23 protein-coding genes and 1 tRNA gene are annotated in these 24,344 nt (G+C 64.3%); 17 read left to right on the top strand and 7 right to left on the bottom strand.

The genetic code is table 11. The features are described from left to right. Nucleotides 1-3: 3 nt before the first annotated feature. The 11 genes from SOQ14_RS06545 (at nt 4) to SOQ14_RS06595 (ending at nt 10,481) form a co-directional block, all read left to right on the top strand. Complete coding sequence (locus SOQ14_RS06545) at nt 4-2,877, top strand: monovalent cation/H+ antiporter subunit A (protein ID WP_322897256.1); 2,874 nt, start codon at nt 4-6, stop codon at nt 2,875-2,877. Then, nucleotides 2,877-3,242, top strand: a complete 366-nt coding sequence (locus tag SOQ14_RS06550) for a Na+/H+ antiporter subunit C (protein ID WP_527194248.1) — start codon at nt 2,877-2,879, stop codon at nt 3,240-3,242. The genes SOQ14_RS06545 and SOQ14_RS06550 overlap by 1 nt, the downstream gene beginning before the upstream one ends. After that, the gene (locus SOQ14_RS06555; protein ID WP_322897258.1) at nt 3,239-4,750 is read left to right on the top strand and encodes a monovalent cation/H+ antiporter subunit D; all 1,512 of its coding nucleotides are present in this window, start codon (nt 3,239-3,241) and stop codon (nt 4,748-4,750) included. The genes SOQ14_RS06550 and SOQ14_RS06555 overlap by 4 nt, the downstream gene beginning before the upstream one ends. Then, complete coding sequence (locus tag SOQ14_RS06560) at nt 4,747-5,235, top strand: Na+/H+ antiporter subunit E (RefSeq protein WP_322897259.1); 489 nt, start codon at nt 4,747-4,749, stop codon at nt 5,233-5,235. Before SOQ14_RS06555 ends, SOQ14_RS06560 begins: the two co-directional genes overlap by 4 nt. Beyond that, a complete protein-coding gene (locus tag SOQ14_RS06565; protein WP_322897260.1) occupies nt 5,232-5,501 on the top strand; it encodes a K+/H+ antiporter subunit F in 270 nt (89 codons plus the stop codon). Before SOQ14_RS06560 ends, SOQ14_RS06565 begins: the two co-directional genes overlap by 4 nt. Nucleotides 5,502-5,510: 9 nt before the next feature. Continuing rightward, nucleotides 5,511-5,951, top strand: coding sequence for a Na+/H+ antiporter subunit G (locus SOQ14_RS06570; RefSeq protein ID WP_322897262.1), 441 nt, complete (start codon nt 5,511-5,513; stop codon nt 5,949-5,951). Between the two features lie 184 nt (nt 5,952-6,135). After that, a complete protein-coding gene (locus SOQ14_RS06575) occupies nt 6,136-6,330 on the top strand; it encodes a hypothetical protein (protein ID WP_322897264.1) in 195 nt (64 codons plus the stop codon). Continuing rightward, nucleotides 6,330-7,007: a peptide-methionine (S)-S-oxide reductase MsrA gene (gene msrA, locus SOQ14_RS06580; protein ID WP_322897265.1), complete on the top strand. Its 678-nt coding sequence runs from the start codon at nt 6,330-6,332 to the stop codon at nt 7,005-7,007. Before SOQ14_RS06575 ends, msrA begins: the two co-directional genes overlap by 1 nt. Nucleotides 7,008-7,039: 32 nt before the next feature. Continuing rightward, nucleotides 7,040-7,510 (top strand): Fur family transcriptional regulator, encoded by a 471-nt coding sequence (locus SOQ14_RS06585; protein ID WP_322897266.1) that lies wholly within the window; start codon nt 7,040-7,042, stop codon nt 7,508-7,510. 244 nt (nt 7,511-7,754) lie between these two features. After that, the gene (gene dxs / locus SOQ14_RS06590) at nt 7,755-9,677 is read left to right on the top strand and encodes a 1-deoxy-D-xylulose-5-phosphate synthase (protein WP_322897267.1); all 1,923 of its coding nucleotides are present in this window, start codon (nt 7,755-7,757) and stop codon (nt 9,675-9,677) included. Nucleotides 9,678-9,683: 6 nt separating this feature from the next. Continuing rightward, nucleotides 9,684-10,481 carry a crotonase/enoyl-CoA hydratase family protein gene (locus tag SOQ14_RS06595; protein ID WP_322897268.1) on the top strand — a complete coding sequence of 266 codons (798 nt, stop codon included), beginning with the start codon at nt 9,684-9,686 and terminating at the stop codon, nt 10,479-10,481. Here the strand turns inward: SOQ14_RS06595 and SOQ14_RS06600 are convergent, their stop codons facing one another. The 5 genes from SOQ14_RS06600 to SOQ14_RS06620 form a co-directional block, all read right to left on the bottom strand. Continuing rightward, nucleotides 10,482-11,159 carry an NnrU family protein gene (locus SOQ14_RS06600; protein WP_322897269.1) on the bottom strand — a complete coding sequence of 226 codons (678 nt, stop codon included), beginning with the start codon at nt 11,157-11,159 and terminating at the stop codon, nt 10,482-10,484. Nucleotides 11,160-11,186: 27 nt separating this feature from the next. Further along, on the bottom strand, nt 11,187-11,648 hold the full coding sequence (locus tag SOQ14_RS06605; RefSeq protein WP_322897270.1) for an FKBP-type peptidyl-prolyl cis-trans isomerase: 462 nt from the start codon (nt 11,646-11,648) through the stop codon (nt 11,187-11,189). 32 nt (nt 11,649-11,680) lie between these two features. Further along, nucleotides 11,681-12,994, bottom strand: coding sequence for an amidohydrolase family protein (locus SOQ14_RS06610; protein WP_322897271.1), 1,314 nt, complete (start codon nt 12,992-12,994; stop codon nt 11,681-11,683). After that, nucleotides 12,991-14,406: an amidohydrolase gene (locus SOQ14_RS06615; RefSeq protein WP_322897272.1), complete on the bottom strand. Its 1,416-nt coding sequence runs from the start codon at nt 14,404-14,406 to the stop codon at nt 12,991-12,993. The genes SOQ14_RS06610 and SOQ14_RS06615 overlap by 4 nt, the downstream gene beginning before the upstream one ends. 90 nt (nt 14,407-14,496) lie before the next feature. Continuing rightward, nucleotides 14,497-16,035 (bottom strand): peptide MFS transporter, encoded by a 1,539-nt coding sequence (locus SOQ14_RS06620; RefSeq protein ID WP_322897273.1) that lies wholly within the window; start codon nt 16,033-16,035, stop codon nt 14,497-14,499. A 184-nt stretch (nt 16,036-16,219) separates the two neighbouring features. On the opposite strand from SOQ14_RS06620, the gene SOQ14_RS06625 reads away from it, so the two are divergent. From SOQ14_RS06625 to SOQ14_RS06650, 6 genes are all read left to right on the top strand, one after another. Next, nucleotides 16,220-16,558 carry a GntR family transcriptional regulator gene (locus SOQ14_RS06625; RefSeq protein WP_322897274.1) on the top strand — a complete coding sequence of 113 codons (339 nt, stop codon included), beginning with the start codon at nt 16,220-16,222 and terminating at the stop codon, nt 16,556-16,558. Nucleotides 16,559-16,761: 203 nt separating this feature from the next. After that, nucleotides 16,762-17,043 (top strand): integration host factor subunit beta, encoded by a 282-nt coding sequence (locus tag SOQ14_RS06630; protein ID WP_322897275.1) that lies wholly within the window; start codon nt 16,762-16,764, stop codon nt 17,041-17,043. Nucleotides 17,044-17,181: 138 nt separating this feature from the next. After that, a tRNA-Leu gene (locus tag SOQ14_RS06635) sits at nt 17,182-17,266 on the top strand. A gap of 1,085 nt (nt 17,267-18,351) precedes the next feature. Beyond that, nucleotides 18,352-18,834, top strand: coding sequence for a hypothetical protein (locus tag SOQ14_RS06640; RefSeq protein ID WP_322897276.1), 483 nt, complete (start codon nt 18,352-18,354; stop codon nt 18,832-18,834). 200 nt (nt 18,835-19,034) lie between these two features. Further along, a complete protein-coding gene (locus tag SOQ14_RS06645; protein ID WP_322897277.1) occupies nt 19,035-20,363 on the top strand; it encodes a TrkH family potassium uptake protein in 1,329 nt (442 codons plus the stop codon). Beyond that, nucleotides 20,353-21,012 (top strand): potassium channel family protein, encoded by a 660-nt coding sequence (locus tag SOQ14_RS06650; RefSeq protein WP_322897278.1) that lies wholly within the window; start codon nt 20,353-20,355, stop codon nt 21,010-21,012. The genes SOQ14_RS06645 and SOQ14_RS06650 overlap by 11 nt, the downstream gene beginning before the upstream one ends. A 10-nt stretch (nt 21,013-21,022) precedes the next feature. Here SOQ14_RS06650 and SOQ14_RS06655 read toward each other — a convergent pair whose 3' ends face one another. Further along, nucleotides 21,023-21,703 (bottom strand): response regulator transcription factor, encoded by a 681-nt coding sequence (locus SOQ14_RS06655; RefSeq protein ID WP_322897279.1) that lies wholly within the window; start codon nt 21,701-21,703, stop codon nt 21,023-21,025. Beyond that, nucleotides 21,696-24,335, bottom strand: a complete 2,640-nt coding sequence (locus tag SOQ14_RS06660; RefSeq protein ID WP_322897280.1) for an ATP-binding protein — start codon at nt 24,333-24,335, stop codon at nt 21,696-21,698. The genes SOQ14_RS06655 and SOQ14_RS06660 overlap by 8 nt, the downstream gene beginning before the upstream one ends. Between the last annotated feature and the right edge of the window lie 9 nt (nt 24,336-24,344).

Raw genomic sequence — 24,344 nt, forward strand, 5'->3', positions numbered from 1 at the left:
CGCTTGTATCTGGTCTGGCTGACGCTGCTGCCCTTCATCGGTGCGATGCTGATGCCGCTGGTGCGCGCGCAGGGGCGCTCGCTGCAAACGCTGGTTGCGGCAGGCCCGGCAGTGATCGGTCTTGTCATGCTGGGGACAATCGCGCCGCAAGTGATGGCAGGCGAAGTGCCAGCGCTGCGCGCCGCCTGGGTGCCTGCGCTGGGGCTGGATGTCAGCCTGAGGGTCGATGCGCTGGGCTGGCTGTTCGCGGCGCTGATCCTCGGGATCGGCCTGCTGATCATCGCCTACACCCGCTTTTACCTGTCGCCCAAGGATGATTTCGCGCGCTTTCTTGCGCTGCTGCTGCTGTTTCAGGGCGCGATGCTGGGCATTGCGCTGTCGGGCAATGTGCTGCTCTTGCTGATCTTCTGGGAGCTCACGAGCCTTTCCTCCTTCCTGCTGATCGGGTTCAAGAACGACAAGGCCGAAGGGCGGCAAGGCGCGCGCATGGCGCTGGCGGTTACCGGCGGCGGCGGGCTGGCGCTGATCGGGGGTCTGGTGCTGCTCGGCCAGATCGCCGGCTCCTATGAACTGGCCGATATCCTTGCGCGCGGCGCCATGATCCAGGCCTCGCCGCTCTATCCGGCGGCGCTGGTGCTGATCCTGCTCGGCTGCTTCACCAAATCGGCGCAATTCCCGTTCCATTTCTGGCTGCCGCACGCAATGGCCGCGCCCACGCCAGTAAGCGCCTATCTCCATTCCGCCACGATGGTGAAGGCCGGCGTGTTCCTGCTGGCGCGGCTGTGGCCGGCGCTTGCCGGAAGCGAGCTGTGGTTCGCGCTGGTGGCGACCACCGGCCTGGTCACGATGGTGGTGGCCGCCGCGATTGCGCTGCACCGCCATGATCTCAAAGCCATCCTCGCCTATTCGACAGTCAGCCATCTCGGCCTGCTGACCATGCTGCTCGGCTTCGGGACGCCCGCCGCCGCGCAGGTCGCCATCTTCCATCTCATCAATCACGCGCTGTTCAAGGCCGCGCTGTTCATGAATGCCGGAATTGTCGATCACGAAACCGGCACGCGCGATATCCGGCTGCTCGGCGGTTTGGCGGGCCTGATGCCGATCACTGCGACCCTCGGCACCGTGGCGGCGGCTTCGATGGCAGGGTTGCCGCCATTTGGCGGGTTCCTGTCGAAGGAACTGATGCTTGAAGAAGTGTGGCACACGCCGTTCCTTGGCACGCAGGGATTGCTGCTGCCCGCGTCGGTGGTGATCGGCGCGAGCCTCTCGGTCGCCTATTCGCTGCGCTATCTTTACGGGCTCTATTTCGGCACGCGGCCTGACAGCTTCCCGCAGGCACCGCATGATCCCGGCATCGGCCTGTGGCTTCCCCCGGCGCTGCTGGTGGCGGGCACTGTGCTGGTCGGCCTGTTTCCGCAAACCCTGACCAAGGGGCTGGTCAGCGCGGCGGCAGCCGCCACCACTGGCGGCACCGCGCCGCTGTTCAAGCCGATGCTATGGCACGGCCTGACCCCGGCGCTGGCGATGAGCGTGATCGCGGTGGCTTTCGGCACCATGGCCCTGTGGCAGCACCGCCCCTTGCAAAAGCTGTGGGACAGCCTCGCCCTGCCCGATGCCAAAATGCTGTTCGAAAGAGGCCTCGCAGGCACCATCGCCATCGCCCGCGCGCTGACCGATGCGGTTCACAACGGCGCGCTGCAACGCCAGCTTGCGCTGCTGTTCGCGGCCGCCATCGCGCTGGGCGCATGGGGCATGGCCGCTGTGCCCTTTGCCGCGGGCACCCGCCCCACCCTGCCTGCACCGCCTTTGGCGATCATCGCCTGGCTGATGCTGCTGGCAGGGGTGATCGCGGTGTGCCTGGTGCAAGCGCAGCGGTTCCTGAGCCTGATTTACATCAGCATCATCGGGGTCGTGGTGTCGCTCGCCTTTGTTTATCTCTCCGCGCCCGATCTGGCGCTGACGCAGATTTCGGTCGAGGTGGTGACAGTGCTGCTGCTGCTGCTCGCGCTCAATCTGCTGCCCAAGCAGCCAGCGGCCCTGTCCGGCACCGGGCGCAGGCTGCGCGATGCGGCGATCGGTGTGGTCGGCGGGGGCGCAATCGGGTTTGCCGCCTATGCTGTCATGACCCGCGCCCCGCTTGATCCGATCTCGGCCTATCACTGGGCCAATTCCAAATCGGGCGGCGGCGGCACCAATGTCGTCAACGTGACGCTGGTCGATTTCCGCGCCTTCGATACGTTTGGCGAGATCATCGTGCTCGGCATCGCAGCGCTGGCGATCTTTGCCTTGCTGCAACCGGCCTCGCGCGGGCCTTCGGGCCAGCGGCTGCGGGCATGGCTGCCCGATATGCCGCGCTCGCCCGAATATCATCCGATGATGTTCGCGGTGGCCGCCCGCCTGCTGCTGCCGCTGGCCAGCATGATCGGGATCTACATCTTCCTGCGCGGCCACAACCTGCCGGGCGGCGGGTTCATCGCAGGCCTCGTGTTCTCGATTGCGATGCTGATGCAATACATGGCTTCGGGCTACGAATGGTCGACCCAGCGCCGCCGGATCGACGAGCATCTGATGATCGGGCTGGGCGTGCTGATTGCGGCGGTCACCGGGCTGGGATCGCTCCCCTTCGGCGCGCCGCTCTTCACCAGTTGGTTCGATTACTTCACCCTGCCGCTGGTGGGCGAATTCGAGCTGACCAGCGCGATGGCCTTTGACATCGGCGTGGCGCTGACCGTGGTGGGCGCGGTGATGCTCGCGCTCAAGGAACTCTCCCACGTCGCCCAGCGCGCCGAAAAGGACGAGGCGCATGATGATGCGCCGATGGATATTGATCCGGCCAAGCTGCGTGCTGCCCCGGCGGCGGCGGAGGATGTGCCATGATCAGCATGGAATTCCTCATTGCCAGCGCCATTGGCGTGCTGACGGCCGGGGGCATCTACCTTGCGCTGCGCGCGCGCACCTTCCCGGTGGTGCTGGGGCTGGCGATGCTGTCCTATGCGATCAACCTGTTCCTGTTCGCGATTGGCCGCCTCGCGGTGGGCCAGCCCCCGATCTACGCCAAGGGGCTGACAGACTACACCGATCCGCTGCCGCAAGCGCTGGTGCTGACCGCGATTGTGATCAGCTTCGGGATGACCGCGCTGATCGTGGTGCTCGCCTTGCGCACTTTTCTCGAAACCGGCACCGATCAGGTCGATGGCAAGCCCGACGAGAGCCCGGCTGAAGATCAGGAGGGTCAGCCATGAGCAGCACCCTGATCGCCGCCCCGATCCTGCTGCCTGTGCTGGCGGGCACGGCCACGCTGCTGTTCCGCCGCCGCCGCCGCGCCATCGGTGCGGGCATTTCCATGATGTCCTGCGCCGGATTGCTGGCAATTGCCGCGCTGCTGCTGGCGCGCACCTATGGCACCGCGCCCGAAGCCTATGCGCTGGGCGATTGGCCGGCACCGTTCGGGATCGTGCTGGTGCTCGATCAGCTTGCGGCAATGATGCTGGTGCTGACCGCGCTGCTGGGGCTGGCGGTTTCCGTGCATACGGCGCTGACCGGGCTTGATCGCAAGGGCTGGCACTTCCACGCGCTGTTCCAGTTCCAATTGCTCGGCGTCAACGGGGCCTTCCTGACAGGCGACCTGTTCAACCTCTTTGTCTTTTTCGAAGTGCTGCTGATCGCCTCCTATGGTCTGATGCTGCACGGCCAGGGGGCCAAGCGGCTGACCGCGGGCGTGCAATATGTGATCATCAACCTTGTCGGCTCATCGGTGTTTCTGGTGGCGCTCGGGCTGCTTTACGGGGTCACCGGCACGCTCAACATGGCGGATATGGCGGTGCGGGCCGCCACCCTGCCCGATGGAGACAGGGGCCTGCTCAACGCAGGCGCGTTCCTGCTGATGCTTGTGTTCGGGCTCAAGGCGGCGCTGCTGCCGGTGCATCTCTGGCTGCCGCGCACCTATGCCAGCACCGCCCCCGCCGTGGCGGCGATGTTCGCGATCATGACGAAGGTGGGCGCCTATGCGATCATCCGCACCGCCACGCTGATCTTCGGCGATGCGGCGGGCGCATTCCTGCTGCCTGCGGCCCTTGCCACGATGGTGCTCGGCTATGCCGGGATGCTCGCCGCGCGGCAATTGCGCGACTTGGCCGCGTTCGGCCTGCTGGGGTCGACGGCCACCTTGCTTGCCGCGATCGCGCTGTTTGACGAGACAGCGATGACAGCTGCGCTCTATTACCTGCTCCACACCACACTCGCTGCGGGCGTGCTGTTCCTGCTGGTTGATCTGGTGGTGGGCTGGCGTGCGGTCGAAGGCGCCGACATTGTCCCGACCCCAGCCTACAAGGGCAAGATCGCGCTCGGCGTGATGTTCTTCATCACCGCCATCGGCTTTGCCGGATTGCCGCCGCTCTCGGGCTTTATCGGCAAGCTGCTGATCCTCGCGGCTGCGCAATCCGCACCGCTTGCCCCGTGGATCTGGGGCATAGTGCTGGTGACGAGCCTGATGGGGATTGTCGCCTTGGCGCGTGCAGGCAGCACGCTATTCTGGAAGTCGGATACTTCGCCGCCGATCCCCGCAAGCCGGGCCGCGCCCGATTATGCCGAAGCCGCGCCGGTGATCGCGCTGCTCGCCCTGCTGGCGCTGCTCGCCGCAGCGGCCGGGCCGATCACCGCCTACACGCAGGCAACCGCTGCACAACTCTTCGAACGGCAGGCCTATATCACTGCCGTGCTCGGCACCCCGGACAGGAGCACCGCGCCATGAACCGCCTGCTGCCCCACCCCGGCCTTACCGTGCTGCTGGTGATCATCTGGATGCTCGCGCTCAACGCCTTCACCTTCGGAGGCTTTGTGGTGGCGCTGGTGCTGGGGATTATCGTGCCGCTGTTCACCGCGCCCTACTGGCCTGATCGGCCCTCGGTCCGGTTTGGCCTGCCCCTGCTGAAATATGTCCTGCTGGTGATCGGGGACATCGTGATCGCCAATTTCCAGATCGCGTGGATCATCCTGTTTCGCAAGACCCGCGACATGCGCCCGGCATGGCTCGCGATCCCGCTCGATGTCAGCTCGACCGAAGCGATCACCGTGCTGGCCGCAACCATCAGCCTGACGCCGGGCACCGTTTCGGCCGACATCTCGACCGATGGGCGGCACCTGCTGGTCCATGCGCTTGATACGCCCGATCCCGCGGCCGAAATCGCCCGGATCAAGGCGCGTTACGAACGGCGCCTGATGGAGATTTTCCGATGATCGCAGGCGCACTCACGATCGCGCTGGGCTGCGTGTCGCTGGCCCTTGTGCTGACGCTTTACCGCCTGTTCAAGGGCCCGAGCGCTGCGGATCGGATCCTCGCGCTTGATACGCTGGTGATCAATGTCATTGCGCTGATCGTGCTGCTCGGGATTCTCGAAGAAACCATGGTCTATTTCGAAGCGGCATTGCTGCTCGCCATGGTCGGCTTTGTCGGCACGGTGGCCTATGCCAAGTTCCTGCTGCGCGGCGATATTGTGGAATAGGAGCGGATGATGGCCCCCTTTGTCGACATCATCATTGCCGCGCTGATCGTGCTGGGCGGTGCCTTCGCGCTGATCGGCAGTTGGGGACTGGCGCGCCTGCCCAACCTCATGGCGCGGCTCCACGGCCCGACCAAGGCGACCACGCTGGGCGTGGGCGGGTGCCTCGTGGCCGCCATGCTCTATTTCCCGACCCACGGCATGGCCTTTTCGATGCACGAATTGCTGGTGACCCTGTTCTTGTTCATCACCGCGCCGATATCGGCCAATATGGTCGCCAAGGCCTATCTGCATGAACGCATGACCGCTGCACGCGATGGCACCGCGCCCGAACCCGATCTGCCGCCAGCCTATCGCATGCCCTTGCCCGAAGCCGCGAGCGAGAGCTGCGGCTGGGCGACCTTCGGCGCGCCCGAGGAAGCCCCACAGCCAGACACCACGCCGCGGCGCTGAGCGCTTTGGCCCATCACGGGCACAGCTGATCGAATTTGCGCCAGCGGTAACTTTTCCGAGGGAACTGCCGATGTAGAGGGCGCGCTGCGGCTAAACGGTTCCTGCACGGGGCGTTCAGGGCGCGGCAAGATAGGTGCGGCCATGAGTGAGCCCACCCGATAACACCTGATTGACGAGCCTTCCGATGCGCCTCTTCGCCCCCGATCTCTATCGCAACTTCGCCATCGGCTTTGCCGTGGGCGCCGCGCTGATTGCGGGTGCGAATGTGGAAAACTGGGGCGATGAACTGGCCTCGCCCGCGCGCGCTGCGGAAACGCCGCATGCGCCGGGGCCCTCGCCCGAAGCCTTCCTTGGCGCCGAAAGCACGCAGGCCAAGTGATGCGTGCGGTTCCGGCCCTGGCGGTGATCACGCTCGCGCTGTCGGCCTGCTCCGGCCCGGTGCAGGCTGCCGAAGAGCCGGTCAACGCTCCCGCCGCCAAGCGGACCGCCAAGGAGCAAGGCCTGCAAACCGCGGTCTTCGCCGGCGGGTGCTTCTGGGGCGTCGAAGGCGTGTTCAGCCATGTGAAGGGCGTGACATCGGCAGTATCGGGCTATCACGGCGGCAGCGCGGAGACCGCGAAATACAACACCATTACCGCAGGCGGCACCGCGCATGCCGAATCCGTCAAGGTCACCTATGACCCGGCGGTGGTGCGGTATGATCAGTTGTTGCAGATCTTCTTTTCGGTGGTCGCCGATCCGACACTGAAGAACCGCCAGGGCCCTGATGTGGGTTCGCACTACCGCACCGCGCTGGTGCCGACCACGGCCGAACAGAAGCAAGTCGCTGCTTCCTATCTCGCGCAGCTTGAAGCCGCGAAATTGTGGCCGCGCCCGATTGTCACCCGGATCGAACCGCTGCGCAAATTCTATCCGGCAGAAGGCTATCATCAGGACTTCATGGCGAAGAACCCCCGCCACGGTTACATCCAGCGCTGGGACAAGCCCAAGGTCGAAGCGCTCAAAGCTATGTTCCCCGCACAATACCGCCCCGGCTTCCTGCGGGATGCCAGCTAGGAAAACCGCATTGAGGGCGCTATATTGCAGCCATGGCCAGTCACGCGCATTCGCACACCCACCACGAACACCACGGCGAAAGCCTGATTCAGGCGGCCGCCCGCTCGCTCAGCGCCGCGGGTGAGCAATGGACCGCGATGCGCGAGGCGGTGTTTGCCGAACTCGCCCGGCATGATCGGCCGGTCTCGGCCTATGACATTGCCGATAATCTCTCGGCCGCGCGCGGCAAAAGAGTCGCGCCCAACAGCGTGTACCGCATTCTTGATGTCTTCGTGACGAACAACCTCGCGATGCGGGTGGAAAGCGCCAATGCCTTCCTCGCCAACACCCATCCGGGCTGCGCGCATGACTGCATCTTCCTGGTCTGCGACGAATGTGGCGAGGCCGCCCATGTTGATGATGAGGATGTGAGTCGCGCCGTGCGCGGGATCGCGGCGGCGCGCGGGTTCAAGGCGGAACGCCCGGTGCTCGAGATCCGTGGGCTGTGCAAGGCCTGCACCTGACGGGCAGGCTGGCGGATTTCCTACGGCCCCGATGTTCGGTAGGCTGGTGTCATGATCCGTGCGCCCCGTGGCCCCTTCCCCGCTTTGCTGATCAATCCGGTCGATCAACCGGCGCGCGGTGATCGATTGCTTTTTCGACACAAGACAGTGTCTCAATTGTCTCCAACATTGTCAGGAAAACCGGTGGCAAGCTTGCGCAACTGCGCATCGACAGGCCGGAAATCAGCGTGTAACGCTGGAAACCATGAATCAACCACCGCACACTCCCCTGCTTGATCAGGTCAACACCCCTGACGAGCTGCGCCGCCTCAAGCCTGAACAACTTCGCCAATTGGCCGATGAACTGCGCGCCGAGATGATCGACGCGGTCAGCGTCAGCGGCGGGCATCTCGGGTCCGGGCTCGGTGTGGTCGAGCTGACGGTTGCGATCCACTATGTGTTCAACACCCCCGAAGACAAACTCGTGTGGGATGTCGGCCACCAGTGCTATCCGCACAAGATCATCACCGGGCGGCGGGATCGCATTCGCACCCTGCGTCAGGGTGGCGGGCTTTCCGGCTTCACCAAGCGGTCCGAGAGCGAATATGATCCGTTCGGTGCCGCGCACTCCTCGACCTCGATCAGCGCGGCGCTCGGCTTTGCCATCGCCAACAAGCTGAAGGGCGGGCCGGGCCGCGGCATTGCGGTGATCGGCGATGGTTCGATGAGCGCAGGCATGGCCTATGAGGCGATGAACAACGCCGCGCAAGCGGGCAACCGGCTGATCGTGATTCTCAATGATAACGACATGTCGATTGCACCGCCGGTCGGCGGGCTTTCGGCCTATCTCGCGCGGATGGTGTCTTCGAGCGAGTATCTCGGCATCCGCAGCCTTGCGAGCCGCGCGGTCAAGAAGATGAGCCGCCGCCTCCACGACACCATCGGCAAGGCCGAGGAATTCACCCGCGGCATGGTGACCGGCGGGACCCTGTTTGAGGAATTGGGGTTCTATTATGTCGGCCCGATCGACGGGCACAATCTCGACCACCTGCTGCCGGTGCTCGAGAACGTGCGCGACACCTCGGAAGGCCCGGTGCTGATCCATGTCGTGACCGAGAAGGGCAAGGGCTATGCCCCGGCCGAAAACTCTGCCGACAAGTATCACGGCGTCCCCAAGTTCAACGTCGTCACCGGCGAAAAGGCCAAGAGCAACCCCACCGCGCCGGCCTATCAGGACGTGTTCGGCCTGACGCTCGCCAAGCTTGCCGAAACCGATGACAAGATCTGCGCGATCACCGCCGCCATGCCTTCGGGCACGGGGGTCGACAAGTTCGCCAAGGCGCATCCCGCGCGCACGTTCGATGTCGGCATTGCCGAACAGCACGCGGTGACTTTCGCTGCGGGCCTCGCGGCGGAAGGCATGCGGCCCTTCGCGGCGATTTATTCCACCTTCCTCCAGCGCGCCTACGATCAGGTGGTGCATGATGTGTGCATCCAGAACCTGCCGGTGCGCTTCGCGATTGACCGCGCCGGGCTGGTCGGTGCGGACGGGGCGACCCACGCCGGATCGTTCGACATCACCTATCTCGCCACCCTGCCCAACATGGTGGTGATGGCCGCCGCCGACGAGGCCGAGCTGGTCCACATGACCTACACCGCTGCCGAGTATGATGACGGCCCGATTGCCTTCCGCTACCCGCGCGGGAACGGCACCGGCGTGCCGCTGCCCGAAGTGCCGGTGAAGCTCGAAATCGGCAAGGGCCGCCTCGTACGCGAAGGCAGCAAGATCGCGATCCTCTCGCTCGGCGCGCGCCTTGCCGAGGCGCTCAAGGCCGCCGATCAGCTCGAAGCCAAGGGGCTTTCCACCACCGTCGCCGACCTGCGCTTTGCCAAGCCGCTTGATGAAGATCTGATCGTCCGCCTGATGCGCAGCCACGAGGTGGTCGTGACGGTCGAAGAAGGCGCGATTGGCGGGCTGGGCGCCCATGTGCTGACCTATGCCAGCGACACGGGGCTGACGGATAATGGCCTCAAGATCCGCACGCTGCGCCTGCCCGATACCTTCATCGATCACGATGATCCGATGAAGCAGTATGACGAGGCGGGCCTCAACGCGCCGCAGATCGTCGACACCGTGCTCAAGGCGCTCAAGCACAATTCCGCCGGTGTGGAAGAAGCGCGGGCCTGAGCGCGGATGCCGCTGCTTCGCATCGCGCAGGACGGCCCCGTCACCACGCTGACGATTGACCGGGCGGAGACGATGAACCCGCTCGGCGCGCCGGGCGACGGGGACGAATTCACCGCGGTCTGCAACGCGATCAACCGCGACATGGGATGCCGCGTGGTGATCCTGACCGGCGCGGGCCGCGCCTTCAGCGCGGGCGGTGATGTCAAGGCGATGCGCGACAAGACGGGCAGTTTCGGTGGCACCGCGCCTGCCATCTCGGATGGCTATCGCAACAATATCCATCTGATGCTGCGCGCGCTGCATGGCCTGCGCGTGCCCGTGATCGCGGCGGTCAATGGCCCGGCAATCGGTTTGGGCTGTGATGTCGCCTGCCTCGCCGATATTCGCATTGCGAGCGAGAGTGCGAAATTCGGCGTGACCTTCCTCAAGCTTGGCATCATTCCCGGCGATGGCGGCACGTGGATCCTGCCGCGCGTGATCGGGATGAGCCGCGCGGCCGAATTGTTCTACACCGGCGATGTGATTGATGCGGCGACCGCCAAGGACTGGGGTCTCGTCAGCCGGGTGGTGGCCGCAGACGCTCTGATGGACGAAGCGCGCGCGCTCGCCGCACGCATCGCCGCGATGCCGCCCCATGCGCTGCGCCAGTCGAAGATGCTGCTGCGGCAGGGCCAGCAGATCAGCTATGACAGCGCGCTGGAACTCGCGGCGAACACGCAGGCGATGATGCACACCACCGCCGATCATGCCGAAGGCGTCGCCGCGCTGATCGAAAAGCGCGGCGCGGTGTTTACGGGCGAATAATCACCCCAGCCATTGCCACACGCCCGCCGGAATACCGGCGCGCCACAGGTGCAGCCAGCTTCCCGCCAGCCACAGCCCCGTGCCCGCCACGAGCGGGACCACGCCGACAGAAAAGAGCTTGTGAAGCTGCGGCCAATAGCTGGTCTTTGATGACCATGCGCCCCACGCCTCGCCCATCTGCATGCGCTTCTTGCCATCCTGGAACTTCGCGCCGAGCAGCGCGAGAATGCCCATCGCCAGCGCGGTGATCATGGTACGGGTGCTCCACAGCAGCACGAGATGCGAGGCCGCCCACAACCCGATCCCCCACATCATCGGGTGACGGGTGACCAGGAACACGCCCTTTGGTTCGGCACGCGCCTGCGCTTCGGCCATCGGGGTTGGCAGCGCGGGATTGCCGATGAGCGATCCCGCCAGCAGCACCATCGCAGGCCATGTCAGCACCGTGGCGATGATCCAGCCCGCATCGCCCGAACCGCCAAGATCCGCGGCAGGCGCGCCGATGAAGGCGAAATAGACCCACGCCAGCGTGGCAAAGCTCACCAGCGTATAGACGCCCTGAAACCCGCCCGCGCCCAGCGCTTTCACCATCGGCGCGCGCAAGGGGTGCGACATGGCAAAATGGCTGCCGACAAAGGCGATGTTCGCCGCGAGAAGATTGACAAGGGTCTGGTTCATGATCGCTCCCCCAAGGATGCCGCGAACCTAGCCTTCGATCCCGATCAATTCCACTTTGAATATCAATGTCGCATTGCCGGGGATCGGCCCGCGTCCGACCGGGCCATAGGCCATGTCGGCGGGGATCGCGATCTCGATGGTCTCGCCCACGCCCATGTTCGGGATGGCGACCTGCCAGCCTTTGACAAGCCGTCCGAGCGGGAATGTCGCCGGTTGCCCCCGCGCATAGGAGCTGTCGAACACCGTGCCATCAAGCAGCTTGCCCTCGTAATGGACGGTGACCACATCGGCGACACTCGGCTTGCGGTCTGAGGCCTGATAGGTGATCCAGCGCCAGCGCACCCCGCCTTCGGCGAAATGCCAGCCATCCTGCGCCGTGAGGCCGAGCAGATAAAGCTGCTGCTGCGCGTGCCACGTGGAGCTTTGCGGCTCCGGTTGGCCCTGTGCATGGGCAGGCGCAAGGCCGATCAGCAGCGCGCCGCCCAGCATGCTGGCGGAAAGACACCGAAACACCGCCTGCCTCACCAATCGAAGGCCTTGGGCCGCGCGCTTTCATCGAGCGTCTTGTAACGATCGCGCAAGCGGCTCTGGTGGCTGGCAAGATCCTGCTCGACCCCGCTAATATAGACCTTGGTGGGCACGCTGCCCACTTCGAGCGGATCGCCATCCCAGATCACCACATCGCCCAGCGCACCGGGCGCAAGCACGCCGGCCTTGCCGCCCATGCCGCTGATCGCTGCCGGGATCGAGCTGATCGCCGCGAAGGCTTCGCCCCAGGACAGCCCGCTTGCCCTCGGCACCCGCGAAAGCGCCACCAGATTGCCCGCCGTCTGCGGCAGGCGGCGCGGGTTCTGCGCGGCGTCGGCATTGATCGCCACCGTGACCCCGGCTGCCTTCATCCGTCCGACATTGCTTTGCGTTGCGGCAAGCTGCTGGAAGGTATCGGGCAGATCATTGAGCCCATTGGCAATCACCGGCACTTTGGCCGCGGCGATCTCGCTGGCGACAAGCCAGCCTTCGCTCACCCCGACCAGCACCAGATCAAGCCGCGGAAACTCCGCCTTCAATGCCAGTGCAGCGCGGATATCAGCCGCGCGTTCGACCGCGACGTAGAGCTTCTGCCGCCCGGTCACGACCGGCACCAGCGCTTCGGCATCGAAGCGCCCGAGCATGACCTTGTCACCCTTGGTGATCTCGGTGGTGCCGGGAATGCCGCTGCGCCCTGCCAGCGCCTGCGCCTCGCGCAGGGCGCTGCGGAACAGCACGTGGGCGGCGGCCCGGCTGCCGCCCGCGATGCGTCCGCCACCTTCCGACAGGTCAACCATCTGGAACGCGCGCGCCTGCATCACCGGATTGGCATCGCCATCCAGATCAATGATCGCGCCCTGCCCGCCGAAGATCGAGCCCGAAGGCATCGTCGTGCTGGCTGCGCGGGTGATCCCGGCGGCACGGTGGACAAGGATGTTCTGCGATGTCGGGTTGATCGCCTGTGCGGCATCAAGCGATGCACTGAAAGGCGCACCGCCTGCCCGGCTGTCATTCGATTCGTCGACCGCATCGACATCGGCAAGGCCAAGCGTGGTGATGGTGGCGAATAGGCCAGGGGTGACCCAACGCCCGCCTGCATCCATGCTCGGCACGCCTTGCGGCGCAGCGACATTGCGGCCCGCTGCGACCACGCGCCCGCCGCGCACCAGCACGCTCGCGCCGTCGATCGGTGCGCTACCATCGCCGATCACGACCTTGGCATTGGTGATGAGCATGTCCTGCGCCAGCGCAGGGGTGGCAGCGGTGAGAGCGGCGAGGCTGGCGCCTAGAGCAAGGAGGCGGTTCATTTCACATCTCCTTCGCCGGGCTGACCAAGCTCGAAATCGCTTACCGGCCGGGTCTTGGGGTTCATCGCATCAAACATCAACGCGCCATCGACCCAGACCTTTTCGGGCCGCGAATAGACACTCAGCGGATCACCGTTCCACAGCACGACATCGGCCATCTTGCCCTTTTCGAGGCTGCCGGTGAGATCGCCGATCCCCATCGCCTTGGCCGCGTTGTAGGTGATCCAGCCGATCACTTCGGCATCGGAGATATTGATCCCCAAGCGGCGTCCGGCCGCCTGCGCCTTGGCCGCTTCCTGATTGAGCCGCTGGATATCATTGGCATCATCCGAGTGGATGACCACGCAAGCCCCTTCGCGCTGGAGGAAGGCGGCGTTTTCGAGAATGCCGTCATAGGCTTCCATCTTGAAGCCATACCAATCGGCCCAGATCGCGCTGCACACGTCGTTTTCGCGCAGCAGATCGCCGATCTTGTAAGCCTCAACCGCGTGGTGGAAGGCGGTGACCTTGTAGCCCATCTCCTTGGCCATATCCATCACCAGCGCCATTTCATCAGCGCGATAGCAATGGTTGTGGACGAGAATTTCGCCGCGCAGCACGCCGGCCAGCGTCTCCTTGCCGAGATCGCGCTTCGCCTTATCGTTGTTGGCGTATTCGATCGCGTCAAACCAGGTCTGGCGGTTGACAGCAAGGTTGCCCATCCGGGTCGACGGCATCCGGCCGCGGCTGCCATAGACCCGCTTGGGATTTTCGCCGCAGGCCATCTTGAAGCCATAGGGCGCGCCGGGGAACTTCATCTGCTGCACGGTGCGGCCGGGCACGTTCTTGAGCGTTACCGAACGCCCGCCCATCAGGTTGGCCGAACCGGGCAGGATCTGCAAAGCCGTGATCCCGCCATTGGCGAGCGCGCGGGTAAAGCCGGGGTCTTGCGGCCAGACCGAATGTTCGGCCCAGACTTCGGGTGTGGTCGGGCTGGTGGCCTCGTTGCCATCCGAGTGGGCATCCACGCCGGGCGAGGGATAATCGCCAAGGTGCGAGTGGATATCGATGATGCCGGGGGTGACGAATTTGCCCGTGCCGTCGAACACCGCGATGTCGGCCGGGATCGGGGTATCGGGCCCGCCAACCGCGACAATCTTGCCACCCGACATGAAGACGACACCATTCTCGATCTTGCCGCCCTTGCCATCATAGATGGTGGCACCGCGGATCGCGGTCGCAACATTGGGAAAGGGCTTGTAGGTCGAGGCGAAGGGATCATCCTTCGGCCCCTTGGCGGCGAATGCGCGCGCCTTTGTGTCTGCCGCCGCTGCCGGTGCGCTGTCGCTTTGTGCGTTGGTGGTGGCGCAGGCGGCAAGCGCCCATGCGCTCACCAGCGCGAGTCCCGCGCTGCGCGTGAATTTGTATGCCATCAATTGCCCTTCCCGTTTTCCCGGCCACAGGTGTGACGGGAAAACGGGGGGATGTCCATGCTGTTGGACGATTAGCGTGTCAGATGATTCTTACTCAGCGGGGCGCGCGGCGGCGGGATAGGCCTCTTCCGCGGGCTCATCATCCTTGAGCGTATCGAGATGCATCAGCTTCTTGATCAGCGGGCTGACCACCAACACACCGACTCCGACGGCAATCGCGATCCAGCCGATCTGGCTATAGACGCCGAGCACCACTTCCTTGCCCGCGCCTTCACCCGAAGCGGCTTCCGATCCGGTGGCCGCCGCGATCAGCCCGGCGGCGAAATTGCCGGTGGCCGAAGCGAAGAACCACGTGCCCATGATGAGCGAGGCCATGTGCGCCGGGGCCAGCCGGTTCATCGCCGAGAGGCCGACGGGGCTGAGACACAGCTCGCCGGTGGTGTGGAAGAGATAGATCAGGAAGATGAACAGCACCGGGGTAAGATTGCCCGTCGCAGCGCCCGCCACCAGCACGAGGAAGCCGAAGCCCAGCTGCATCAGCGCGAGGCCGAACTTGGCCGGGGCCGAAGGCTCAAGCCCCTTGCGGCCCAGCCACGTCCACAGCCCGGCGAACAGCGGGGCAAGCAGCACGATGTAGATAGCGTTGACCGACTGGAACACCGAGGCGGGCACATCGAAACCGAAGATGGTCCGGTCAACATGGCGATCAGTGTAGAGGTTCAGCGAGGAACCGGCCTGTTCGAACAGCGCCCAGAACAGGATCGAGCCAAGGATCAGGAACATCGCCGCAAAGATGCGATCACGGTCATGCGGTTCGAGCTTCACCACCGCGGTGAACAGCACATAGGCCACCAGCACCGCGCCGCACAGGCCGAGCAAGGTGCCGACCACCGACTGATTCTGCACCAGCCACCAGCACACCCCGACAGCCAGGACGCCGACGGCGTAGAGGCCCCATTCGGTGCCCTTGGCCAGCGCCTTGGGCGGCTCGCCGCGGCCGAGCAGCAGCGGCTTGAACACGGTGAACACGACGAGGCCCAGCAGCATCCCGAAGCCCGCCGCGCCAAAGCCATAGGCCCAGCCATAGGTCTGGCCGAGATAGCCGCACAGGATCGAGCCGATCGCCGCGCCAAGGTTAATCCCCATGTAGAAAATGGTGTAGGCGCCATCGCGCCGGACATCGGTGCGCGGGTAAAGCTGGCCGACGATCACCGAAATGTTGGCCTTGAGGAAGCCCGAGCCGACGATGATGAAGGCCAGCGCCAGCCAGAAAATGTTGAGCGCCGCCGGATCCTGCCCGCCGCTACCTTCAAAGCCCATCAGGAAATGACCAAAGGTCAGCAGCACCGCGCCATAGGTCACTGCCTTGCGCTGCCCGAGATATTTATCCGCCAGATAACCGCCCAGCACCGGGGTGATGTAAACCAGCGCAGTGTAGGCCCCGTAGATCACGCCCGCCTGGCTGTCGGAAAACAGCCAGTGCTGGGTGAGATAGAAGATCAGCAGGGCGCGCATGCCGTAGTAGGAAAAGCGCTCCCACATTTCGGCAAAGAACAGAACGAACAGACCCTTCGGGTGGCCGAGGAAAGTCCCGGCGCTGTCCCCGTGCGGAAGCTCAGCAGTGGCCATGAAAAAAGATATCCCTTTTGCGCGCCCTCCCTCAGGCGCAATCCCATGGCGGCGCAACCTAGCGGACAATTTCCGCGTGTGAAGCTTTTGTTGCGCGTGCAACCATAATGTCGCGTGGCGTTCACCTTGACCTGCATGGCTGTATTATGGCACTGATGCACCTCGCCAGAGGACACACACGCTCATGAGCCCGAACCGGCCCGTCTATTTGAAGCTGCGCGATCAGATCGCCGCTGCCATCATGCTCGGCAAATATCCCGAAGGCGAAATGCTGCCTTCGGTGCGCGCGCTCGCGGCGGAACAGGGTGCCAACCCGCTGACCGTGGCCAAGGCCTACCAGCAGTTCCAGAATGATGGCCTCGTCGAAGTGCAGCGCGGGGTCGGCATGTATGTTGTCAAAGGCGCGGCGGAGCGGCTGCGCGCGCGGGAACGGGATCTGTTCCTGCGCGAGGAATGGCCCGAAATCCGCAGCCGCATGGAACGGCTCGGGCTGGATCCGGCCGAACTCACCCTGCGCGGCTAGGCTCCCAGCACTTTTCACAGGGGCAAAGGCTCCGCAACCAGCCGCAATTTCTGATAAAGTTGGCAATGCGGGATTGCGCGATGCCGCTCGGGCCGTCTATATCGAACGGGCCTAGGGTCGCGGGCACGTTGAGAACAACAGCGGGTATACCCGCCATAGATGCGGCCTCCATGCATAATGTTGGCCGGCATCGGGAGGCCAACATGATCCGATCCGAATTGCTGCACGAGCTGCATAAGGACAATCCTGAATTGCACGCCGACGAAATCGAACAGGTCGTCGACATTTTCTTTGATGAAATCGCCCAGCGCCTTGCCGAAGGTGGCCGGGTCGAACTGCGCGGTTTTGGCGCATTTTCGACGCGCGAGCGCGAGGCCCGCACCGGTCGCAATCCGCGCACCGGCGAATCCGTTTCGGTGGATGCCAAGCGCGTGCCCTATTTCAAGGCGGGCAAGGAAATCCGCGAGCGCCTCAACGCCGATTGAGGCACGCGTCGGACGCGAAATCGCACGGGTCGCACCCCTTTGGGTGCGGCCCGTTTCGATATGGGCGCCCGGCCGACAGGGGCAAATGCGCGATTGCCGATCCCGCGCTGTGCCATTATCGCCCGCGCGAACCACACAGCGGGTGTGGCGGAATGGTAGACGCCGGGGACTTAAAATCCCCTGAGCTTTGCTCGTGCGGGTTCGAGTCCCGCCACCCGCACCATTTCCGGTCAAAGCTGGGCACTCCTCCCTTTGACCGTGCGACACTTGCGGTTGCTCTCGCCAAAGCATTGAGATCACCAGATATCTTGATGTCTGTCCCGACACGGACCTGACTGATGAATGCCCGCGCTATGTTTTGACGAGCGTTAGCATCACCATTGTGCAGACGATCCCTCACGATTTCCCCAAATCTGCGCACGGCGTCAGGGGTGATTCTGCCTGGTCCCCGATTCAGCTGCTGCCCGAGTGTTCGCTTGGCAGCGTTGAGATCGTCGATCTCGGTGCGCACGGCCTTGATGCGCGCGCTGAGGCGTGCCGCCGAAACATCCGGAGCAGGTAGGACTCGGCACAGTTCAACCTGTCGAACTCGATGTCGGCCTCCCACCCACGGAAGCACCTTCGAGCGCAGTTTTAGGGACCCCAGCGCATATTCCGCTCACGCAGAGCGCCAATCCGCCGCCTGCCATCCTTGACACGCAATTGCCCAATACAGTTCCGCCGCGCCTCGATGCTGGCACTATGCCGCCGTCATACCCTGAGATCTCGATTGCGCCGCTTCGTGCCCTACCCATCATCCCTCCCTCTGACGAGCCGCCTGCAGCGCCGGTCGACATCGCGAACGAAATGTTCAGCGCGCTAAACAGGCCCACGCCGCCGCCGCCGGAACCAGATCCTGCGCCAGAGCGGAAACGGGAAACCGAAACCGAAGAGGACGAAGATGAGGGAGAAGAGCCCATCGGTCAGCCGGAAGATGCCCCGGGATATACTATGTCCACGTGGTGGCGCGATATTCTTCGGCGCGAAGGGCCCGCAAAGCCGCACAAAGGCATGGATGCAGATGAAGGCAAAGCCAGGGCAATCCGGCAGAAGGCCGCGTCCGATAGCGCTTCGAGCGACACGGCCACGCATGGTCTTGCGCGCGTCCTAGCCACGCGGGAGGAGGCCAGCGCACGTCGTCCGACACCACCTTCACAGCCGCAAAAGGCTCCGGAAAACCGTCACCCGCTTGACGATATCCTTGACGCGGAGTTCGCGCATCTTGCCGCTGGCGCGCTTGGCCATTGAGACATCGCGGATGAAAAGCGCGTGGCAGCACAAAGCGCCCAGACAGCGACCACTCTTGCCCGGCGCGACGGCCTTGACCGGGATGTCGCTGAATTCATCTTGTCGCTTGTTCCGCGTCTTTGCCGAAAGGCTGACTCAAAGGCCGTCAAGGAGGGGGATGACGCCATAATTGACAAGGTGGAAGCCGAAAAAATGGATCGGTTGCGCAAGGCACTTGCCGACGAGAAAATGCGCAAGCTGTGGCGACTTCTGCTCGCGCGGCTTGAGGAAGCAGGCAAGCGCCATGCCCGCCAGATGCGTGAAAAATGGCTCACAGCAGATCTCGGCAATGACGAAATGCGTGACCATAGGGCGTGGCTTGCGCGGCGAGCCCATCAGCGTTGGCCGGATACTGCCGCCTCACCGCCACCTCATCGAATGCTAGAGCAGGCCAAAGCTCATGACGAAAAATTGACGAAGCTGGAACTCGCACGGCGGCAATACGGATACGGTCCGGGGCGGTAAGCGGCAGCTAGCGACCGAGAGCCAGTCGTTGACGATCACCCAATTGAACGTCTGATTTCCCCAGAAGCCGTCATTCGTCTTTCTTGGTCGCGCGTTGGCCACGCTAATGACCCACCTTGGTAAGGTTCTGCCAATAGGCCGGCCCCCAAGCCCCTCAAACAGTTGTTGCCGACGCTAGCAACCTTCGCCAAGTCAGCGGAATGAAGCTGCTGCGCAACCCGATCCGCCTTGTGCCGAGCCTGTTTCTGCTCGCCATAGGTATCGGGACATTATTGCTCAGCCTTCCGGTCGCGACTGCCGACGGCACCCGCGCGCCAATCCTGACTGCGCTATTCACCGCCACCTCGGCCGTCGCGGTAACCGGGTTGGTGGTCGTCGATACCGGCACTTACTGGTCACCGTTCGGGCAAGTGGCGATCCTGCTCATGTTCCAGATTGGCGGACTGGGGATCATGACAGCGGCCACGCTGTTTGGCCTCATAGCCGGACGCGGGTTCGGTTTGCACGACCGGATGGCCACCCAAGTCGAGCGCGGTCGGCTTGAGACCGGCGACGCATTGTCGGTGCTCAAGCTGGTGTTCGGCATCACCGTCGTGGTGGAGGGAATCGTCGCGCTGATCCTCGCGCTGCGCCTTGCCGTCAGCTATGATATGACGCTGGGGAGCGCCCTGTGGCATGGGGTGTTCCATTCGGTGAGCGCGTTCAACAACGCTGGTTTCTCGACCCATTCCGACAGCGTCATGGGCTATCAGAGCGATCCGCTGATCCTGGTGCCGATCATGCTGGCGGTGATCCTCACAGCGCTGGGCTTTCCGGTCATGCAGGATTTACGCGACAAGCGGTTCGAATGGAGGCGCTGGTCGCTGCACTCGAAGGTCACAGTATCTGGCACGGCCATCCTGCTGGCCATCGGCTTTGCCGCAATTCTCGCGATGGAGTGGGGGAATGCAGCGACGCTCGGCCCGATGGACGTAGGCACTAAGGTGCTCAATGCCGCGTTCCATTCGGTCATGCCGCGCACGGCGGGTTTCAACAGTGTCGATGTCGGCGGGTTTCATGACCAGACGCTGATGGTGACTTACCTCCTGATGTTCATTGGCGGGGGCAGCGCGGGCACGGCGGGCGGGATCAAGGTCACGACCTTTGTCGTCCTGTTCGCCATTGTGCTGTCCGAAGTGCTCGGTCGCCGCGATGCGGGGCTGTTTGATCGCCGTTTTGGACATGAGGTCGAACGACAGGCGCTGACAGTGACAGCGATGGCAGGCGGCATTATCTTCGCAGCGGCCACTTACATTTCATCGGTCACGAACCTTGCTTTGCCCGAGATCCTGTTCGAATGCATTTCCGCTTTCGCGACTGTCGGCCTTTCCACCGGCATTACCGCAGACTTGCCGCCCGGCGCACAGATCGTCATCGTGCTGTTGATGTTTGTCGGCCGGGTCGGCACCATCACTGTGGCTACCGCGCTTGCCATTGGCCGAAACCCTCGCCCCTATCGCTTCCCCAAGGAGAATCTCATTGTCGGCTGACAAGCGCAAACCTGTCCTCGTCGTCGGACTTGGCCGTTTCGGCGGCGCAGTGGCACGCACCCTGACCAGCATGGGCAACGAGGTGCTGGGCGTGGATAGCAATCCGCAGCTTGTGCAGGAATATGCCGCCGATCTGACCAAGGTGATCGAAGCGGACTGCACCGATGGAGATGTGCTGCGCTTGCTGGGCGTGGCTGATTTCGAGGCCGCGGTTGTTGCCATAGGCACGGATATCGAGGCCAGCGTGCTGACTGTTCTGGCGCTGTCCGATCTCGGCCTCACGAACATCTGGGCAAAGGCGAGCAACGCCAATCACACGCGCATCCTGGAACGGATCGGCGCGACCCATGTGGTCTTTCCCGAGCAACGCATGGGCGAGCGGGTCGCGCATCTGCTCAACGAACGGCTGCTCGACTTTATCGCTTTCGACGATCAGTTTGCCATTGCACGCCTCGCCGCGCCCGAGCCTATCGTCGGGCTGCCGCTGGTCACCAGCGCTTGCCGCAAGAAATATGACGTGACGGTTGTGGGTGTGAAGCGCAAGGGCGAGGCCTTCATTCACGCTGTCCCGGACACGATCATCTTCCCGGATGATGAATTGGTGGTGTCGGGCCGGATCAGCGACATCGAGCGGTTCTCCGCGATCTGAAGTGCGGAGGCTATCCGGCGACACGGTAACCCACCCCCGGCTCATTGATGATCAGTTGCGGCGCGCTTGGGTTGGGCTCCAGCTTGCGACGCAAGGATCGCACTGCCACGCGCAGGTAGTTGAGATCATGGCGATGAGCCGGGCCCCAGACCAGTTCCAGCAGGCGTTCGTGTGTCACCACCCGTCCGGGATGATCGGCCAGCGTCCAGAGCAGATCGAATTCGCGCGGCGTAAGGTCCACATGCTCGCCCCGGACGACAACTTCGTGCGCGTCCCGGTCGATATGTCCGCCGGCGAACTCACGCCGCGCGGTGGTGGAGAGCGGCCCCGCCTTGCGGCGCAGCGCCGAGCGGATGCGGGCGAGGAGCTCCTCGCTGTCGAACGGCTTGGTTACGAAATCATCGGCCCCAAGGTCGAGCGCGGCGACTTTCTCCTCGGTGGCGTCGCGGGCGGTGAGCACAATCACCGAAAGCCCAAGTGCCGCAAGCTGCGGCACCACCTCCAGCCCGTCACGATCAGGCAGGCCCAGATCGAGCAGGGCGACCAGCGGTGCAGGCGCGGCACTGGCGATGCGCAAGGCTTCGGCAGCGGTGGCGGCCTCGACGTGAGCGATGCCAGCCCGATCAAGCGCGCCGATCAGCAGCCGCCGGATGGCGGGTTCGTCGTCGATGATCAGCACATCCTTACGCATTGGCAGGTTCAGTTCGCGAGTTTGAGGCCGGGAGGCGAACCGCAAATTCAGCCCCGCCATCGGGCCGGTTGTCAGCCGATATCACACCGCCCACCGCCTCGACGAGGTTCTTGGCGATCCACAGTCCGAGACCCGTTCCCCCGACCCGGTCGCTGCCCTCAAGCCGCGCGAAGCGTTCGAACAACCCGTCGTGCTGTGCGGGCAGACCGGGTCCGCGGTCGAGCACCCGGCAGGTCACGTGGCTACTATCGCACTCAAGCACAATCTCCACAACGCTGGTCTCTGGTGAGAACTTCAATGCATTGTCGACAAGGTTGATCAGCGCATGGCGGAGCAGCACCGGATCGCTGGCAATCAACGGGCCATCGTCGGGGATACGGGTCACGACTCTGCCGCCTTCGCGGTTCTGGCGCAGATCGCGTAGCACGGCGTGGATCACATCGGTAAGATCGATGCTCTCGATGCGGGGCTTGACCCCGCCATCCTCGATGCGTGACGCCTCCAGAAGATCGCCTAGGAAGCGTTGCAGGCGGCGGGCTTCGCTGCGGGCGATCAGCACTTCTTCGGCATAGGCACCTTCCGCCGGGATCGCCTCGGCAGCAGCAATGACCGAGGTGAGCGGTGTGCGCAGGTCATGGGCGATGCTGCCCAGCAGTGCGCCGCGCAGGCGGTCCCGTTCGCGCAGGGTGCCGACCTGCCGGGCCTCGTCCTCCAGCACCAGACGCTCATGCGCCAGCGCGGTCTGATCGATCAGCGAGGCAAGCAGCGTCGCATCGTCGGCGCGGATGATCCGGCCCTGTTCGGGGCGTGCGACGCCCAAGGCTCCCATGATGCCGAGCGCGGTCTGGAGCGGGTGGAACTGCCAGTCGGAGGCATTGAGCGTGCCGGTGTCGCGCCCGGTCACCTCGCCGCGCTCCAGCGTCCAGCGCGCCGCTGCCTCGTCGACAAGGCTGAGCGCGCCGTGAGCCGGATTGCCGCGCACGGTCAACCGGTCGCCTTCAAGGCTGACGATGATGGCCTCCACATCAAGCAGCGCACCGATTTCGCGGCAAGCAACCCTCGCTGTGTCCTCGCGATCCGAAAGCCCGCCGAGCAGCCCGGCAAAGCGCGCAAGCGAGGCATTGAGCCGAGCGACACCGGCGCTGGTCTCGGCCTGACGCCGCACCTTGCCCGCCAATGCGCCGATCACACTTGCCACCAGTGCAAGCACCACGAAAGTGATGACATCGGCAGTGTCATTGATGATCAGCGTAAAGCGCGGCTCGGTGAAGAAGTAGTTGTAAGCCAGCGCCGCAAACCCCGCCGCCCACAATCCGGCATAGGTCCGCAGCAGGCTCGCGGCGATGATCACCGGCACCAGCAGCAGCATGTCGATCGCCCCGCGTGGTAGCCAGCCTTGTGCTGCGAACACCGGGCCGACCGTCGCGGCGACGATTACCAGCGCTGACAGGGGGGCGCGCCACGGATGGTAGTCACTGGTTCGAGCCGGGCGTTCATCGGCATCTTCAAGCGGGACGATCTGCACTGCAATCCCGCGCGCCTTGCGGATCACGTCCTGCGCGATGGAACCGTGCCGCCATTCGAACCAACGGCTACGGCGGCTCTTGCCGATTACGATCTGGCTGGCCCGAAGCTCGCGCGCCTGATCGACCAGCGCCTGCGCCACATCGGTTGCCGCCACTGTCATCAGCGCCGCACCCAATGACGATGCCAGCGCCAGGTTCTCGGCCAGCTGCTCGCGCTGTTCCCCGACGACCCCGCGCGCACCGCCGCTCTCGACCACCACTGCCGTCCACGGGGCATAGGCAAGATCAGCAAGGCGTTTGGCGTGGCGGATCACCTGCGCGCCGCCCTTGCCCGGGCTGACCGCCACGAGAATACGCTCGCCCACCGCGTAATCGCCTTCGTCCCCGGCGAGGGCGAGCTGATCGGTCAGCCGCCGGTCAACCGATCCCGCGGCAAAGCGCAAAGCCAGTTCCCGTAAGGCGGCGAGCTTCGATGGCGTGAAGAAGTTCGTCAGTGCTTGCCCGGCAGTATCGGCAAGGTAGACCTTGCCCGCCCGCAGCCGTTCGATCAGCGCCTCGGGCGGGAGATCGACAACGATGATCTCGGCGGAATCGAGGATGCTGTCGGGCACTGTCTCGCGCACCCGGACATGGGTGAACCCGGCGACAAGATCGTTGAGGCTCTCGATGTGCTGGATGTTGAGCGTGGTGGCGACGTCGATCCCCGACACCAGCAATTCGGCGACATCCTGCCAGCGCTTGGGGTGGCGGCTGCCCGGCGCGTTGGTGTGGGCGAGTTCATCGACGAGGATCAGGCCAGGACGCCGTTCCAGCGCGGCGTCGATGTCGAATTCATCGAGCGTGTGGCCCTGATAGGCAATCGCCCGGCGCGGCAGCACTTCGAAGGGCTCAAGCAGCGCAGCTGTGTCGCTGCGTCCGTGGGTCTCGGCCACGCCAACGAGCACATCGAGGCCTTCCGCCTGCCGCCGAGCAGCTTCCTGCAACATCCGGTAGGTCTTCCCCACGCCGGGTGCAGCACCAAGATAGACGGTCAGCCGCCCTCGCTCCTCACGCTGTGCAAGGCGCAGAAAACGCTCGGCATCATTGGCGGGGCGCGGCTCGTCCATGAATCCCGC

This window comes from Erythrobacter epiphyticus (assembly GCF_034653295.1).
Classification (GTDB): domain Bacteria; phylum Pseudomonadota; class Alphaproteobacteria; order Sphingomonadales; family Sphingomonadaceae; genus Erythrobacter.